We start from the raw sequence: 16,215 nt of genomic DNA, 5'->3' as shown, positions 1-16,215 counted from the left end.
ATCAGGCCTTTGCGGTGAATCGCTCGTAGCCGTGCTCCTCGAGTTCCTGGGCGAGCTCGGGGCCGCCGGACTCGACGACACGTCCCTTGGCGAAGACATGGACGAAGTCGGGCTTCACGTAGTTCAGGATGCGCTGGTAGTGGGTGATCATGATCAGGCCACCGTCCTCGCGTTCCTTGTAGCGGTTGATGCCCTCCGAGACGGTGCGCAGGGCGTCGACGTCCAGACCGGAGTCGGTCTCGTCGAGGATGGCGAACTTCGGCTTCAGCAGGGACAGCTGCAGGATCTCGTGGCGCTTCTTCTCGCCGCCGGAGAACCCCTCGTTGACGGACCGCTCGGAGAAGGCCGGGTCGATCTCCAGCTCGTCCATGGCGGTGCGTGCTTCCTTGACCCACTGGCGCAGCTTCGGGGCCTCGCCGCGCACGGCGGTGGCCGCGGAGCGCAGGAAGTTGGCCATGGAGACCCCGGGGACCTCCACCGGGTACTGCATGGCGAGGAAGAGTCCGGCGCGGGCGCGCTCGGAGACGTCCATGTCCAGCAGGTTCTCGCCGTCGAGGAGGACCTCGCCCTCGGTGATCTCGTACCGGGGGTGCCCGGCGATCGCGTAGGACAGGGTGGACTTGCCGGAGCCGTTCGGGCCCATGATGGCGTGGGTCTCACCGGAGTTCACGGTGAGGTTGACGCCGTGGAGGATCGGCTTGGGATCCTCGTTCTCGTCCTGGGGGACCACCTGTGCGTGGAGGTTCTTGATCTCGAGAGTGCTCATTGTGTGTTCGTTGTTCCTTACGGTGGGGTGGAGACTGTTCAGCTGGATCAGAGGACGGTGTTCGCGAGTTCCTGTTCGACGACGTCCTCGAGGTTCTCGCGGATGCTCACGACCGGGACGCGGCGGATGACGTCGGTGAAGAAGCCTCGGATGATCAGTCGGCGGGCCTCTTCGTCGGAGATGCCGCGGGACTTCAGGTAGAACATGTGCTCGTCGTCGAAGCGTCCGACGGTGGCGGCGTGACCGGCACCGACGATCTCACCGGTCTGGATCTCCAGGTTCGGCACGGCGTCGGCGCGTGCGCCCTCGGTGAGTACGAGATTCTTGTTCGTCTCGTAGGTGTCCGTGCCGGTCGCCTCGGGACGGATCAGCACGTCGCCGATCCACACGGTGCGGGCTTCGGAGCCGTGGCGTCCGGTCTCGCCCTGCAGCGCGGACTTGTACAGCACGTTGGAACGGCAGTTCGGCTCGCTGTGGTCGACCAGCAGGCGCTGCTCGAAGTACTGCCCGGCGTCGGCGAAGGAGACGCCAAGCAGTTCCGCGTCCCCGCCGGGGCCGGTGAACCGGACGTGCGGGACGGAGCGCACGACGTCGCCGCCGAAGGTCGCCACGGTGTGTCGCACCGTCGCGTCCCTGCCGACGAGGATGTGCGAGTTGGACAGGTGTACCGCGGTACGGCCCCAGTCCTCCCACACCACGGTGGTCAGGCGGGCACCGTCGCCGACGACGAACTCGAGGTTGTCGGAGTGGACCCCCTCGCCCTGGTAGCGCAGGACGACGATGGCCTCCGCATGCGCCTCGAGCTCGATGACGGTCGTGCCGTAGGTGGTCACGTCGTCACCGGAGCCGGTGAGCGTGACGATGACCGGTGCATCGAGGACAGTGTCTTTCGCCACGAGCACGTGGTCGGCCACGGTGCTGTTGACCCACGCCTCGGCGGCGGGGCGGTCGACGGGAAGTCCGGCGCGGCCGGTGCGCTCGTCGTCCATGGCGAGCTCGGTGTAGCTCACACCGGCCTGGTCACCGGTGTCCACGGTGACGGTCGGGCGGGCAGCCGGGGCCGCCTTCCCTGCCGAGGTGTCCTCGAGGCCGCGCAGACGGCGCAGCGGGGTGAAACGCCAGTCCTCGTCCTTGCCGTGCGGGACCGGGAATGCCGCCGGGTCGGCGGACTGGAACCGGTCGCCCTTGGTGGGCATGCTGTTGGCGGGGGTGGTCGCCGGGGTTGTTACGGGAGTGGTCATCGGTTAACCCACCGATCCTTCCATCTGCAGTTCGATCAGGCGGTTGAGCTCCAGGGCGTACTCCATCGGGAGCTCCTTGGCGATGGGCTCGACGAAGCCGCGGACGATCATCGCCATCGCCTCGTCCTCCTCGAGCCCCCGGCTCATGAGGTAGAACAGCTGGTCCTCGGACACCTGGGAGACGGTGGCCTCGTGACCGAGGGTGACGTGGTCGTTGCGGATGTCGTTGTACGGGTACGTGTCCGACCGCGAGATCGAGTCGACCAGGAGGGCGTCACACTCCACGTTCGCCTTGGAGTGGTGGGCCTCCTTGTTGATCTGGACCAGGCCGCGGTAGGCGGCACGACCACCGGAGCGGGCCACCGACTTCGAGACGATGTTGCTGGAGGTGTACGGCGCCATGTGCACCATCTTCGCGCCGGTGTCCTGCACCTGGTTCTCGCCGGCGAAGGCGACGGAGAGGACCTCACCCTTGGCGTGCGGTCCGGTCATCCAGACAGCCGGGTACTTCATGGTGACCTTGGAGCCGATGTTGCCGTCGACCCACTCCATGGTGGCGCCCTCTTCGGCGCGCGTGCGCTTGGTGACGAGGTTGTAGACGTTGTTCGACCAGTTCTGGATGGTCGTGTAGCGGCACCGGCCACCCTTCTTCACGACGATCTCCACCACGGCGGAGTGCAGGGAGTCCGACTTGTAGATCGGGGCGGTGCAGCCCTCGACGTAGTGGACGTAGGCGTCCTCGTCGACGATGATGAGCGTGCGCTCGAACTGGCCCATGTTCTCGGTGTTGATCCGGAAGTAGGCCTGCAGCGGGATGTCCACGTGCACACCCTTGGGCACGTAGATGAACGAGCCACCGGACCACACGGCGGTGTTCAGGGCGGAGAACTTGTTGTCGCCCGCCGGGATGACCGTGCCGAAGTGCTCCTTGAACAGCTCGGGGTACTCCTTGAGCGCGGTGTCGGTGTCCAGGAAGATCACTCCCTGGCTCTCCAGGTCCTCACGGATCTGGTGGTAGACGACCTCAGACTCGTACTGGGCGGCGACACCGGCGACCAGTCGCTGCTTCTCCGCCTCGGGGATGCCGAGCTTGTCGTAGGTCTCCTTGATGTCGTCGGGCAGGTCCTCCCACGTCTGGGCCTGCTTCTCGGTCGACCGGACGAAGTACTTGATGTTGTCGAAGTCGATGCCGTCGAGGTCGGCGCCCCAGGTCGGCATCGGCTTGCGGTCGAAGGTGCTCAGGGCCTTGAGACGGCGCTCGAGCATCCACTCGGGCTCGTTCTTCTTGGCCGAGATGTCCCGGACGACGGCCTCTGACAAGCCTCGCTCGGCAGCGGCGCCGGCGGCGTCGGAGTCGTGCCAGCCGTAGCCGTATGCGCCGATGGAGTCGATGATCTCGTCATCGGTCTTCGGCGCGTTCTGGGCCTTGTTGTCGGGTAATTGTGCAGCTTGAGTCATGTCAGCTCTCCTTCGTGGATGAAGGGTGGATTGTGGTCAGCGGGATATGTGTCGTGCAGATGCCGTTACCGTCGGCGATCGTCGCCAGCGGCTGGGTGTGGTGGCCGAGGAGTTCGGTGACCACCCGGTGCTCCGCCGCGCAGAGTTCGGGGAACTCGTGGGCGACATCCTGGATCGGGCAATGGTGACGGCAGATCTGGACGCCGGTCGCCGCCTCGTCGACCGTGGCGGCGTAGCCGCGGTCGGTCAACGCCTCGGCGATGCGTTCCGCCCGGTCCACGACGGTCTCCGGGACGGAGTCGTCGACTGACCCGAACAGGTCCTGCATCCGCTGGTCGGCGAATTCGGCGACCGCGTCATCACCGCCCGTCTCCCGGAGGGCTCGGAGGGCCAGGAGCGCGAGTGTGTCGTAATCATGGCCGAAACGTCCTCGTCCGGCGTCGGTCAACCGGTACAGCCTGGCCGGGCGACCGCGGGTGCGCCCTCCGACGGACCGGGGCGCCTCGACGGTCTCGGCGAGTCCGTCGGAGACGATGTTGTCGAGGTGCCGACGGACACCGGCGGCGCTCAGGCCGAGCGCCTCACTGATGTCGGTGGCACTGACCGGACCGTTCCGGAGGATCTGCGCCAGAACTTCACGGCGGGTGTCCCGTTCGCTCATGAGCTGTTCCCTCCTCGACGACAGTTGTGACAGCGGGTCATGATTAGACAACACGAGTGTCGCGTAAATCATTCCCGTTGTCTAATAAGGGCAGGCTGACCTGTTGTTTCTCTGCTCTACCGAACCCAGCATTTTCGCAACAGACGGGTGTCCTGCCCGCCGCGGACACCCCGGCCCGTAGAATGCCGGTGTGACCCAGCCACCCCCCTCAGACAGCACCGTCGCCGCCGACGGAGGTCGACGGACCCGCGGCTTCGGGGGCATGTTCGGTCTCCTGCCCAACATCGGCACCGCCGGCTCGCGCAGTGCCCTGCTGCACACCGACAGTCCCGTCGGGACCGCACGGCCTTTCACGGGTGCGGAACTGCTGCGGCTGCGGCTCGGGATCTTCACCGGGATCGTGGGATCGGTCCTGATCGGTGTGGGCGGGGTCGGTGCAGGGGCGCTCCCGGTCGTCGGCAACTCACTGTGGTCGCTGCCGGTGAGTGGTTTCCTCTCCCGCATGCTGCACACCACCACCGTCGCGGTGTTCGTCGGCATCAGTCTGCTGATCGTGGGCTGGCTGCTGCTCTGGCGGTACTGTGTGCCCTCCAGGGACGCGTCCTCTCCCCTGCTGCCCATGGCCTCACTGGTCCGCGTCGGTGTGCTCTGGGTGCTTCCACTGCTGGTGACGGCCCCGATGTTCACCCAGGACATCTACTCCTATCTCGCCCAGGGCTCGATAGCCGCCCAGGGGATGGACCCCTACTCCGCCGGACCGGTCGACCTGCTCGGGGTGGACAATGACCTCGCCCGGTCCGTCCCGTTCGAGTGGTCGCACTCCCCCGCCCCCTACGGTCCGGTGGCCGTCGGCATGGCGGCGGTCATCTCGAAACTGACCGGGGACGTCATCGCCGCCGGGGTGATCATCCACCGGTTGATCTCGGTGGCCGGGGTATTCGTCGCCGCCTGGGCGGTCGTCCGGCTGGCACGACGCTGCGGTGTGCAGCCGCAGGCGGCCCTGTGGCTCGGGATCCTGAACCCGCTGGTGTACCTGCACCTGGTGGCGGGCGTCCACAACGAGGCGATCATGATGGGACTGCTCCTCGCCGGGGTGGAGTGCGGACTGCGTGCCGTGGACCCGGGCCGCGACTCCGTGTCCCGACGCTGGCTGTGGGGAGCGGCCGGCGTCGTCCTGATCAGCGCGGCAGGGATGGTGAAGGTCACCGCATTCCTGGCGCTCGGCTTCGTGGGTGTCGCCCTCGCCCGGTATCTCGGCGGACGGTTCCGCGACCTGGTCGCCGCGGCGCTGGTGTACGCCGTCGGGACGGCCGCGGTGGTCGTTGCCGTCTCCCTGGGGACCGGCCTGGGCTTCGGATGGATCCTGGTCCAGGGCGGTGCGACCGAGGTGATCAGCTGGATGTCGGTGACCACCGACATCGGGCTGCTCACCGCGAACAGCGGATCGTGGCTGGGACTGGGCGACCACACGGACGCGGCGCTGTCGACCGCCCGGATGATCGGTCTGCTGATCGGCGGCTTCTGGGTGGTGCGTATGCTGTGGGCCTCGTTCCGCGGTCGGGTCCACCCCGTCGGTGGACTGGGCGTGGCCACCTTCTTCCTCGTGGTGTTCTTTCCGGTGGTCCACCCGTGGTACGTGCTCTGGGCGGTCATGCCGCTGGCGGCGTGGGCCAACCGCAGCACCTTCCGGGTGGCGGTCGTGGCGTACTCGGTGATCCTCAGCTACTTCATCCTGCCCAGGGGCCTGAACCTCCCCCCGTCGACCGTGTCGGTGATGTACCTGATGTCGGCGTTGTTCTCGGTGGTGTTCATCATCATCGGCTGGCTGCTTTACCAACGCCGGAAGACCACCGGCTAGACTCTGGGACCGTGGTTAGCGCAGGGATGGACGCGGGCAGTCGATCTGCACTCCGCTTGCGGGGCGTCGTCAAACGGTACGGGGACGTCACCGCGGTCAACGGTCTCGACCTGACGGTCGGACAGGCCGAGGTGCTCGCGCTCCTCGGCCCCAACGGAGCCGGGAAGACGACGACCGTCGAGATGTGCGAGGGATTCCTCGTGCCCGACGAAGGCACCGTCGAGGTGCTCGGCACCGATCCCAGCCAGGACACCGACCGGCTGCGGGGACGTATCGGGGTGATGCTCCAGGGCGGCGGGGCCTACCCGGGGATCCGCGTCGGCGAGATGCTCGAACTCGCCGCGTCCTACTCGGCAGACCCGCTGGACCCGGCGTGGCTGTTGGAGACGGTCGGGCTCAGCGGCCATGAGAAGGCCAACTACCGCCGTCTGTCCGGCGGGCAGCAGCAGCGTCTCTCCCTGGCACTGGCCCTGGTGGGGCGTCCCGAACTCGTCTTCCTCGATGAACCCACCGCCGGGCTGGACGCGCAGTCACGCCTGGCGGTGTGGGACCTGATCTCAGCGCTGCGGAATGACGGGGTGTCGGTGGTCCTCACCACCCACCTGATGGACGAGGCGGAGGCGCTGGCCGACCAGGTCGTGATCATCGACCACGGCCAGGCGGTGGCGCAGGGGACGATCAGCGAACTCACCAGCAGTGCCGACCCCCGGGTGGCGGTGACCACCGACCGGGAGGTCGATCTCGACGCGATGGCCGCCCGACTGGCCCCGCTGGGTGCCACGGTGTCGGTCACCCGTCCGACCCTGGTCTCGGTCTCCGCGACCGTCACTCCGGCGCTGATCAGCGAGATCATCGCAGAAGCGGCCCGCCAGGAGGTGCTCGTCACCTCACTGGAGGTCGATCAGCGCAGTCTCGAGAGTGTTTTCCTCGACATCACCGGAAGGGAGATCCGGGCATGAACCGGTCCCGACAGACCACGGGGCGTTTCACCCCCGGGCAGTTCACCCCCCGCCCCCGCCAGGCGCCCACCGGACGCATGCTCCTGGCCCAGGCCAGGATCGAGACCCTCCTGTTCCTGCGCCACGGTGAGCAGCAGCTGCTGTCGCTGGTGATCCCGCTGGGGTTGCTGATCGCACTGAGTCTGATCCCGATGGTTCCGTTGGACGACCCGGTGCAGCAGGTCTACCCGATGACGGTGGGGATCGCGTTGATGAGTGCGGGGTTCACCGGCCAGGCGATCGCCGTGGCCTTCGACCGTCGCTACGGCGCCCTGAAGCGTATCGGCGCCTGTGGCGTCCCCCGTCGGATCCTGATCAGCGGAAAGGTCATGGCCGTCGGGGCCGCCGTTCTCGTCCAGCTCGTCGTCCTGACGCTCGTGGCCCTGGTGCTCGGATGGACGCCGAGCGCGGCAGGTGCCCTGCCGGCACTGGTGTTCATCCTGGTCGGCATCGCCACCTTCACCTCGCTCGGCCTGCTGCTCGGCGGGACGCTGAGCTCCGAACTGGTCCTGGCACTGGGCAACACCATCTGGTTCGTCCTGATGGGTGCCGCCGTCCTGACTGCCCTGGACACCGACATCCCCGGCCCGGTGCATGCTGTCCTGCGGGCGCTGCCGTCCGTGGCACTGACCGACGGCCTGGTCGACGCCGCCTCCGGGACGCTGAACCTCACGGCGCTTGTGATCCTGGCCGCCTGGGGCGCGGTCGGAGGTGCGCTGGCGGTGCGGTTCTTCTCCTTCACCATGGACGACGACTGATCGCTGATTACGGGCGGCGTGCCCGGGAGCGATAGACTGGACGACCGTGATGGTCTCGCAGAAAACCCAGGACGACAGCCCGACGGCCAGTGAAAACCCGGCCCCCGCACCCAGGGTGAGAGACACCACCCTGATCCGGATGCGCGAGCGGGTGTTCACCACCACCCACCCGGTCAACCGGTTCTTCCTCCGGCTCTACACCGCGATCCTGGTGCTGTGCGCCCGGACCCCCGTGCCCACCGTGCGTCGTCAGCGGCTGTACGCCGTCATCCTGATGGTGTGCCAGGGCGGGATCACCTTCACCGGTGCCCTCGTCCGCGTCACCGGTTCCGGGCTGGGGTGCCCGACCTGGCCCCAGTGCCACCCAGGGTCCCTGGTCCCGGAGTCCGGGACGACACCGGGCATCCACCAGGCCATCGAGTTCGGCAACCGCATGCTCACCTTCGTGCTCATCATCGCCGCGCTGGTGGCCTTCCTCGCCGTCCTGCGGGCCGCTCGGCGAAACACCATCCTGCACATCGCCTTCCTCCAGGGGATCGGCATCATCGCGCAGGCGGTCATCGGCGGTATCACGGTGCACCTGGACCTGGCGTGGTGGATCGTGATGGCGCACTTCCTGCCGTCCATGGTGCTCGTGTTCTTCGCCGCGGTGATGGTGGTCAAGATCGGTGAGGACGACGACGCCCCCCGCCGGGCGACCATGCCGAAGCCGCTGCGGTGGGCGACGTGGGGCTCGGCGCTGGGGCTGGCCGTGACCCTGGTGACCGGCACCATGACCACCAGTTCCGGCCCGCATGCCGGGGACGAGGCCATCAAGGAGGGCGACCGCCTGCAGATCGCCCTCTTCGAGATCGCGAACATGCATGCCCACGCGATGTACCTCTACATGGGCATCACGATCGGCCTGCTGGCGGGCCTGCTGGCCGTGCACGTGGACCGTCGGATCAAGACGGCGGCCCTGGTGCTGATCGCCGGGATCATCGTGCAGGGCATCGTCGGGGTCGTCCAGTACAACCTGGGTGTCCCCCGCTGGACCGTGCCACTGCACGTGGTCGGCTCGGCCATCGTCACGGCGGCGACCGGTCTTCTCTGGGCGATGCGCTTCCGGCGCGGGGAGTCTGCAGCCGACCGCGACTACGACGTCGAGGACGCCGTCAGCGAGAACGCTGCAGCGGCCAGCTGATCACGGCGCCACTCTCTCGGGGGGGGCTGGAGCGGGAACTGGACTGGGGCTGGGGAATCCTGGGACGGTAACTGCAGGGTGGTCGCACGGGGGTGGAGCCACCCTGGAACGTCGATCCGGGGCGCCGGGGCGGATGTCATTGTGCGCAGACCCGCTGACGTAGCAATCCCAGGGTGATTTCAGACGTGTGCGGCACCCTGGGGTTTCGCTGGGTTTCGCTGGGATCCGCTGCTGCAGGGCGGACGGACGGTGACGGCTCAGCCTCAGAGGCCGAGCATTCCGGAGACCGTCTCCAGCCCGAGCACGGCGTCGACGGACAGACCGACGAACAGTACGGAGAGGTAGTTGTTGGACAGGAAGAAGAGGTTCATCGGCTTGACCTTGACCCCCTTCTTCACCCCGTTGTGCAGTCCATGGGCGCGCAGGATGAACCAGGCGCCGCTGAGGAGTGCCACCACGGCGTAGACCCAGCCGGTGGCGGGAACCAGCAGCAGTGAGGTGATCACGGTCGCCCAGGTGTACCAGAGGATCTGGCGGGTGACCTCCAGCGGTGGTTTGACGACGGGCATCATCGGCACGCCGGCGGCTCGTAGTCCTCGCGGTACCGCATGCCCAGGGCCCAGGTGTGTGGCGGGGTCCAGAAGAAGATGATGAGGAACAGCAGCAGCGCCTGGCCCCACGACGCCCATCCCGCGTTGAAGGACCCTCCGTTGGCCTCGGTCACGGTGGCCCAGCCGACCATCACCGGCATGCAGCCTGCGGCTCCGCCCCAGATCACGTTCTGCCAGGTCCGACGCTTGAGCCACTTGGTGTAGACGAAGATGTAGAACCAGATGGTCAGCAGGATGAACCCGGCCGCCAGCCACGAGCTGCACAGGAATCCGAGCCACAGCACGCTGGCGATCGTCAGCGACCAGGCGAAGATCCTGGCCTCCGTCTTGTTGACGGTGTGCTTGGCGAGGGGGCGACGGTGCGTACGGCGCATCTTCTGGTCGATGTCGTAGTCGGCGACCATGTTGAAGGTGTTGGCCGCCGCGGCGCCCATCCACCCGCCGACCAGTGTCAGCAGGATCAGCCCGAGGTTGATCTCCCCCCGCTGTGCCTGGAGCATCGACGGGATGGCGGCGACGAGCAGCAGCTCGATGACTCGGGGTTTCGTCAGCGCGATATACGCCTTGATCTTGTCCACCGGTCAGTCCGCCTCCATAAACGCCATAGGTCACCGTGGGTACTGGAACGCCAGAAACCCCACGGATCTGCCAAACGGACAGGTTACCTGAGCCGGTGGTGGGACCGAAAACCGTTGTTCCCCGTCCCGGCGACCGGCGAGCCACCCGATCCACCAGTGACACGGTCGACCTCGGGACACTACACTGGTCCGGGTTACACGGGCCGCGTCCTGCGACCAGCTGTGGTCACTGCGCCCGTGTCCTCTTATGTCCCCAGACGACAGGAAGGCTACCCAGCGTGACACTCCCCAAGGACCTCGAAGCCCGCACGGTCCGGAAGTACCCGGATGACTGGACTGAGCTGGACACCCGTGCAGTGGACACTGTCCGCGTCCTCGCGGCCGACGCTGTGGAGAAGTGCGGTTCGGGGCACCCCGGTACCGCGATGTCCCTCGCCCCGCTGGCCTACACGCTCTACCAGCGCGTGATGCGTCATGATCCGTCGGACCACAACTGGCCGGGCCGCGACCGGTTCGTGCTGTCCGCCGGTCACAGTTCGTTGACGCAGTACATCCAGCTGTACCTCGGTGGGTTCGGGCTCGAATTGGACGACATCAAGGCCCTGCGTACCTGGGGGTCGAAGACCCCGGGTCACCCCGAGGTCGGTCACACCGACGGTGTGGAGATCACCACCGGTCCCCTGGGGCAGGGTCTCGCGTCGGCGGTGGGGATGGCCGTCGCGTCCCGTCGTGAGCGTGGCCTGTTCGATCCGGAGGCCGCCGAGGGCGAGTCGCCTTTCGACCACCACATCTACGTCATCGCCTCCGACGGCGACCTGCAGGAGGGCGTCACCTCCGAGGCGTCGTCCTTCGCCGGTACCCAGCAGCTGGGCAACCTCATCGTCTTCTGGGACGACAACAGCATCTCCATCGAGGACAACACCGACATCGCCTTCGGCGAGGACGTCGTCGCCCGCTACGAGGCCTACGGCTGGCAGACCCTCGAGGTCAACGCCGAGGACGTCACGGCGATCCTCGACGCCGTCGAGCAGGCGAAGGCGGACACGGGCCGGCCGAGCTTCATCCGGGTCCGTTCGGTGATCGGCTACCCGGCCCCGACGAAGATGAACACCGGCGCTGCGCACGGTGCCGCACTCGGCGGCGATGAGGTCGCCGCCGTCAAGGAGGCACTGGGCTTCCCCACTGACGAGGACTTCCCCGTCGAGAAGGAGGTCTTCGACCACGCTCGTGAACTGGTCGCCCGCGGCCGTGAGGCACACAGTGCGTGGCAGAGCGAGTTCGACGCCTGGGCGGAGGAGAATCCCGAGGCCCGTGCGCTGCACGACCGTATCGCCGCCCGCGAGCTTCCGGAGGGCTTCGACGCTGACCTGCCGTCCTGGGACGCCGGTGACAATCTCGCGACCCGGAAGGCCTCGGAGGCTGCACTCCAGGCACTGGGTGCGACCCTCCCCGAGCTGTGGGGCGGGTCCGCGGACCTCGCCGGCTCCACGAACACGATCATCAAGGGCGACAAGAGCGTCGGGCCGGAGTCCATCTCCACCGACGCCTGGTCCGCCCACCCGTACGGGCGTAACCTGCACTTCGGTATCCGTGAGCACGGTATGGCCGCGATCCTCAACGGTATCGCCCTGCACGGCGCGACCCGCCCCTACGGTGCGACGTTCCTGCAGTTCTCGGACTACGCCCGTGGTGCGGTGCGCCTGGGCGCCCTGATGAGCAGCGACGTGTACCACGTCTGGACCCATGACTCGATCGGGTTGGGCGAGGACGGCCCGACCCACCAGCCGGTCGAGCATCTCGCGGCGCTGCGGGCGATCCCGAACTTCTCGGTGATCCGTCCGGCGGACGCCAACGAGACGGCGCAGGCCTGGACCGCCGCGCTCAAGGCTCCGGCCGCGCCGAAGGCTCTCGTGCTCACCCGCCAGGGTGTGCCGGTGCTCGACGGCACGCGGGAGAAGGCCGCTGAGGGCGTCGCACGCGGCGCCTACGTCCTGGCAGAGTCCTCCACCGACACCCCGCAGGTCATCCTGATGGGGTCGGGTTCCGAGGTTCAGCTCGCCGTCGAGGCCGCTGCGGCGCTCGAGGCTGAGGGCATCGGGACCCGCGTGGTCTCCGTACCCTGCATGGAATGGTTCGACCAGCAGGACGCCGACTACCGCGAGTCCGTCCTCCCCTCCTCGGTCACCGCCCGGGTGTCCGTCGAGGCCGGTATCGCCATGCCGTGGAAGGGCTACACCGGTACTGCGGGACGAAACGTGTCCCTGGAGCACTTCGGCGCGTCCGCCGACTACAAGACGCTGTACCGCGAGTTCGGCATCACCGCCGAGGCCGTCGCCGCCGCCGCACGCGAGATCCTCTGACCCACACCACCCACACCACCATCACCACGTCTCTGACACCCTCAGAAACCCCCACGTACAGAAAGCTGGTTGAACACCCGTGAACCACGTAACCGAACTCGCCGCCGCCGGTACCTCCGTGTGGTTGGACGACCTGTCCCGCGACCGCCTCACCACCGGTAACCTCGCCGAGCTGATCAGCGACTCCGGCATCGTCGGGGTCACCACCAACCCGGCGATCTTCGGCAAGGCCATGTCCGCCGGCACCGCCTACGACGCCCAGGTCGGCGAGCTCAAGGCCGCCGGCGCCGACGTCACCGACGCCGTGTTCGCCATGGCCGTCGAGGACGTCCGCAACGCCTGCGACGCCTTCGCCGCGGTCCACTCGGCCTCCGACGGCGTCGACGGACGGGTCTCGATCGAGGTCGACCCCCGGCTCGCCGACGACCGCGAGGCCACGGTGGCCCAGGCCAAGAAACTGCACGCGGACGTCGGACGCGACAACGTGATGATCAAGATCCCGGCCACCGAGGCGTGCCTGCCGGCGATCACCGAGGTGCTGGCCGCCGGGATCAGCGTGAACGTCACCCTGATCTTCAGTGTCGACCGCTACCGCCAGGTCATCAACGCCTTCATCGAGGGGATCACCCAGGCACAGGCCAACGGACACGACATCACGACGATCCACTCCGTCGCCAGCTTCTTCGTCTCCCGCGTCGACACCGAGATCGACCGCCGGCTCGACGAGATCGGCACCGCGGCCGCCCTGGCGGTGCGCGGCAAGGCGGGGTTGGCCAACGCCCGGTTGGCCTATGAGGCGTTCACCGTTGACCTGCTGCAGGATTCACGCTGGCAGGAGCTGGAGGCCGCGGGCGCCCACCCGCAGCGTCCCCTGTGGGCGTCCACCGGCGTCAAGAACCCCGACTACCCCGACACCCTGTACGTCACCGGTCTCGTCGGCCCGCAGACGGTGAACACGATGCCGGAGGACACCCTCAACGCCACCATCGACCACGCCACGGTCTCCGGTGACACCCTCAGCGGCACCGGGGACGACGCCCGCGAGGTCTTCGCCGCACTGGAGGACCTGGGTGTCGACCTCAACGACGTCTTCGTCGTGCTCGAGCACGAGGGCGTCGACAAGTTCGTCAGCTCCTGGCAGGAGCTGCTCGACACCATCGGGGAGCGTCTGTGAGTTCCGAGTCCCCCCTGTGGGAGAACCCTCTCCGCGATTCCGCGGACCGACGTGTCCCGCGGATCGCCGGGCCCAGCGGCCTGGTGATCTTCGGCGTGACCGGTGACCTTGCGCGCCGCAAGCTGCTGCCGGCGGTCTACGACCTGGCCAACCGAGGCCTGCTGCCCGCCGGCTTCAGTCTCATCGGTTACGGACGCCGCGACTGGACCAAGGAGGAGTTCGAGGCCGAGGTGCTCGACGCGGTGCGTGACCGGGTGCGCACCCCCTGGCGGCAGGCGGTCTGGGAGCAGCTCGCCGCCGGTATCCAGTTCGTCAAGGGAGATTTCGTCACCGACTCCGCCTTCGACGACCTGGCGGCCATGACCCGCCGGATGGACGAGGAACGGGGCACCGGCGGCAACTGGGCCTACTACCTCTCCGTGCCGCCCCAGTACTTCTCGGAGGTCTGCAACCAGCTCGAGCGTTCAGGGCTGGCGGACTCCACCGACGGCTGGAAGCGCGTGGTCATCGAGAAGCCCTTCGGGCATGATGAGGACTCGGCCACCGAGCTCAACCGCATCGTCAACTCCGTCTTCCCGGAGTCCTCGGTCTTCCGGATCGACCACTACCTGGGCAAGGAGACCGTCCAGAACATCCTGGTGCTGCGTTTCGCCAACCAGATGTTCGAGCCGCTGTTCAGTTCCGGCTACATCGACCACGTGCAGATCACCATGGCCGAGGACATCGGCCTGGGCGGACGGGCCGGTTACTACGACGGCATCGGCGCAGCCCGCGACGTGATGCAGAACCACCTGCTTCAGCTGCTCGCGCTGGTGGCGATGGACGAGCCGGTGACCTTCTCCCCCGATGAACTCAAGGCGGAGAAACTGAAGGTCCTCAAGGCGACGCGCCCGGTCGGCCCGTTCGCACAGACCACCGCACGGGGCCAGTACACGGCCGGGTGGCAGGGCTCGGAGTACGTGCCCGGACTCCGTGAGGAGGAGGGTTTCGACCCCGCCTCCACCACGGAGACCTACGCCGCCGCCACCTTCGAGATCAATTCACGACGGTGGGCGGGCGTGCCGTTCCACCTGCGCACCGGCAAGCGGCTGGGGCGCCGGGTCACCGAGATCGCCCTGGTCTTCAAGGACGCCCCGCACCAGTCCTTCAGCCCGGAGCAGACCGAGGCGCAGAAGTCGAATGTCCTGGTCATCCGGGTCCAGCCTGATGAAGGTGTGCTGCTGCGCTTCGGCTCGAAGGTGCCCGGCTCGGCGATGGACGTCCGCGACGTCAACATGGACTTCTCCTACTCCGAGGCTTTCACCGAGCAGTCGCCGGAAGCCTATGAGCGTCTCATCCTCGACGCACTGTTGGACGAGGCCAGCCTCTTCCCCACCAACGAGGAGGTCGAGGAGTCCTGGCGGATCCTGGACCCGGTGCTGAACTACTGGGCCACCGCAGGACGTCCCGAAGACTACGAGTCCGGTACCTGGGGGCCCTCCGGCGCCGACCGGATGCTGTCCCGACACGGCAGGAAATGGAGGCGTCCCTGATGCCATCGACCACATTCACCGACGCCGGCGACCACGCCGCGGTCGTCGACCTGGGCACCACCACCACCCACGAACTGACCGACCAGCTGCACCGGCTGCGTGAAGAGCGCGGCGAGATCGCCACCGGCCGTGTCCTGACGCTCATCGTCTCAGTGCGGTCCGAGGAGGACCTCGACACCGTCGTCAACGCCACGGTCGAGGCGTCCCGGGAGCATCCCGCGCGCGTCATCTTCGTCGTCCACGACCGGTCGACCACCGAGGTCAGCATGGACGCCGCGATCCACCTGGGTGGCACCGCCGGCGCCTCCGAGATGATCCTCATGCGGCTGCACGGCGAGCTCGCCGACCATGCGGACAATGCGGTCACCCCCCTGCTGCTCCCGGACACCCCGGTGGTCGTGTGGTGGCCGTTCACCTCCCCGCGGAACCCGGCCGCCGATTCGCTGGGCGCCCTGGCGACCCGTCGTATCACCGACAGCTTCGCCGACGCTGCGGCGGGACGGGGCACCGAGGCGATCTTCCGTCGCCGTATCGGCTACGCTCTGGGCGACTCGGACCTGGTGTGGAGCCGGATCACCCCGTGGCGTGGGCTGCTGTCCAGCGCGCTCGACCAGCGTGCCGGGGACACCATCCAGTCCGCGGAGGTCTCCGGGCCCGCCGATGACCCGGCCGTCGACATCGCCGCCGGTTGGCTCGCGGACCGTCTCAATGTCCCGGTCACCCGCTGTGCCGACGGTTCGCCCGCCGTGCCGGTCGACGACGAGGGGAAACCGATGTCGCCGATCCAGCGCACCGTCATCTACTGCTCGGAGGGCACGGTGGAACTCACCGTGGTCAACCACCGCTCCGTGCGGGTGAGCACCGGTGTGGGGACGGACACGACCGTGAACCTCTCCCGGCGCCACGTCGGTGACTGTCTCGCCGAGGAGCTGCGGCATCTGGAACCCGACCGTGCCTTCGGCCAGGCGCTGCACGGCCTGCCACGGGTCCGGACCCGCGGGACGGCATGAGTGCCTCGATCCCTTTCTCCGCACAGG

At 67.7% G+C, this 16,215-nt stretch carries 12 protein-coding genes and 1 pseudogene; 8 read left to right on the top strand and 5 right to left on the bottom strand.

The window, feature by feature from the left end; genetic code table 11:
- Position 1: 1 nt before the first annotated feature.
- From sufC to BJF89_RS15575, 4 genes are read right to left on the bottom strand one after another with little or no spacing between them, the layout of a single operon-like run.
- Positions 2 to 766 (bottom strand): Fe-S cluster assembly ATPase SufC, encoded by a 765-nt coding sequence (gene sufC, locus BJF89_RS15590; protein WP_038548577.1) that lies wholly within the window; start codon positions 764 to 766, stop codon positions 2 to 4.
- Positions 767 to 813: 47 nt separating this feature from the next.
- Positions 814 to 2,007 (bottom strand): Fe-S cluster assembly protein SufD, encoded by a 1,194-nt coding sequence (gene sufD / locus BJF89_RS15585; RefSeq protein ID WP_075815993.1) that lies wholly within the window; start codon positions 2,005 to 2,007, stop codon positions 814 to 816.
- A gap of 3 nt (positions 2,008 to 2,010) precedes the next feature.
- Positions 2,011 to 3,465, bottom strand: coding sequence for a Fe-S cluster assembly protein SufB (sufB, locus tag BJF89_RS15580; RefSeq protein WP_075815992.1), 1,455 nt, complete (start codon positions 3,463 to 3,465; stop codon positions 2,011 to 2,013).
- A gap of 1 nt (position 3,466) precedes the next feature.
- A complete protein-coding gene (locus tag BJF89_RS15575; RefSeq protein ID WP_075815991.1) occupies positions 3,467 to 4,126 on the bottom strand; it encodes a metalloregulator ArsR/SmtB family transcription factor in 660 nt (219 codons plus the stop codon).
- Between the two features lie 190 nt (positions 4,127 to 4,316).
- Between BJF89_RS15575 and mptB the strand changes: the two genes are divergently transcribed.
- From mptB to BJF89_RS15555, 4 genes are all read left to right on the top strand, one after another.
- The gene (gene mptB, locus BJF89_RS15570; RefSeq protein ID WP_369803752.1) at positions 4,317 to 5,984 is read left to right on the top strand and encodes a polyprenol phosphomannose-dependent alpha 1,6 mannosyltransferase MptB; all 1,668 of its coding nucleotides are present in this window, start codon (positions 4,317 to 4,319) and stop codon (positions 5,982 to 5,984) included.
- Positions 5,985 to 6,010: 26 nt separating this feature from the next.
- Positions 6,011 to 6,943: an ABC transporter ATP-binding protein gene (locus BJF89_RS15565; protein WP_075815989.1), complete on the top strand. Its 933-nt coding sequence runs from the start codon at positions 6,011 to 6,013 to the stop codon at positions 6,941 to 6,943.
- Positions 6,940 to 7,740, top strand: a complete 801-nt coding sequence (locus tag BJF89_RS15560) for an ABC transporter permease (protein WP_075815988.1) — start codon at positions 6,940 to 6,942, stop codon at positions 7,738 to 7,740. Before BJF89_RS15565 ends, BJF89_RS15560 begins: the two co-directional genes overlap by 4 nt.
- 139 nt (positions 7,741 to 7,879) lie before the next feature.
- A complete protein-coding gene (locus BJF89_RS15555) occupies positions 7,880 to 8,923 on the top strand; it encodes a heme A synthase (RefSeq protein ID WP_075816107.1) in 1,044 nt (347 codons plus the stop codon).
- 263 nt (positions 8,924 to 9,186) lie between these two features.
- Here BJF89_RS15555 and BJF89_RS15550 read toward each other — a convergent pair.
- Positions 9,187 to 10,112, bottom strand: a pseudogene (locus tag BJF89_RS15550) (heme o synthase).
- Positions 10,113 to 10,390: 278 nt separating this feature from the next.
- Here BJF89_RS15550 and tkt point away from each other — a divergent pair.
- The 4 genes from tkt to BJF89_RS15530 all read left to right on the top strand — a co-directional run bounded on the left by tkt (position 10,391) and on the right by BJF89_RS15530 (position 16,188).
- Positions 10,391 to 12,472 carry a transketolase gene (gene tkt, locus BJF89_RS15545; RefSeq protein WP_075815987.1) on the top strand — a complete coding sequence of 694 codons (2,082 nt, stop codon included), beginning with the start codon at positions 10,391 to 10,393 and terminating at the stop codon, positions 12,470 to 12,472.
- Between the two features lie 79 nt (positions 12,473 to 12,551).
- Positions 12,552 to 13,646 (top strand): transaldolase, encoded by a 1,095-nt coding sequence (tal, locus tag BJF89_RS15540; protein ID WP_075815986.1) that lies wholly within the window; start codon positions 12,552 to 12,554, stop codon positions 13,644 to 13,646.
- Entirely contained in the window at positions 13,643 to 15,178 is a 1,536-nt protein-coding gene (zwf, locus tag BJF89_RS15535; RefSeq protein WP_038548553.1) for a glucose-6-phosphate dehydrogenase, read from the top strand. The genes tal and zwf overlap by 4 nt, the downstream gene beginning before the upstream one ends.
- Positions 15,178 to 16,188, top strand: a complete 1,011-nt coding sequence (locus tag BJF89_RS15530) for a glucose-6-phosphate dehydrogenase assembly protein OpcA (protein WP_075816106.1) — start codon at positions 15,178 to 15,180, stop codon at positions 16,186 to 16,188. The genes zwf and BJF89_RS15530 overlap by 1 nt, the downstream gene beginning before the upstream one ends.
- The last annotated feature ends 27 nt before the right edge of the window (positions 16,189 to 16,215 follow it).

Source organism: Corynebacterium sp. CNJ-954, assembly GCF_001942345.1.
GTDB lineage: Bacteria > Actinomycetota > Actinomycetes > Mycobacteriales > Mycobacteriaceae > Corynebacterium.
Note: the sequence above shows the minus strand (reverse complement) of the source record. Positions and strands in the feature narration are given on the sequence as shown.

Excerpts from the sequence above, each read along its gene's own strand:
- BJF89_RS15575 (WP_075815991.1), bottom strand. The coding sequence starts at position 4,126 with ATGAGCGAACGGGACACCCGCCGTGAAGTTCTGGCGCAGATCCTCCGG.
- sufD (WP_075815993.1), bottom strand. The coding sequence starts at position 2,007 with ATGACCACTCCCGTAACAACCCCGGCGACCACCCCCGCCAACAGCATG.
- BJF89_RS15560 (WP_075815988.1), top strand. The coding sequence starts at position 6,940 with ATGAACCGGTCCCGACAGACCACGGGGCGTTTCACCCCCGGGCAGTTC.
- sufC (WP_038548577.1), bottom strand. The coding sequence starts at position 766 with ATGAGCACTCTCGAGATCAAGAACCTCCACGCACAGGTGGTCCCCCAG.
- BJF89_RS15555 (WP_075816107.1), top strand. The coding sequence starts at position 7,880 with ATGCGCGAGCGGGTGTTCACCACCACCCACCCGGTCAACCGGTTCTTC.
- BJF89_RS15565 (WP_075815989.1), top strand. The coding sequence starts at position 6,011 with ATGGACGCGGGCAGTCGATCTGCACTCCGCTTGCGGGGCGTCGTCAAA.
- sufB (WP_075815992.1), bottom strand. The coding sequence starts at position 3,465 with ATGACTCAAGCTGCACAATTACCCGACAACAAGGCCCAGAACGCGCCG.
- BJF89_RS15530 (WP_075816106.1), top strand. The coding sequence starts at position 15,178 with ATGCCATCGACCACATTCACCGACGCCGGCGACCACGCCGCGGTCGTC.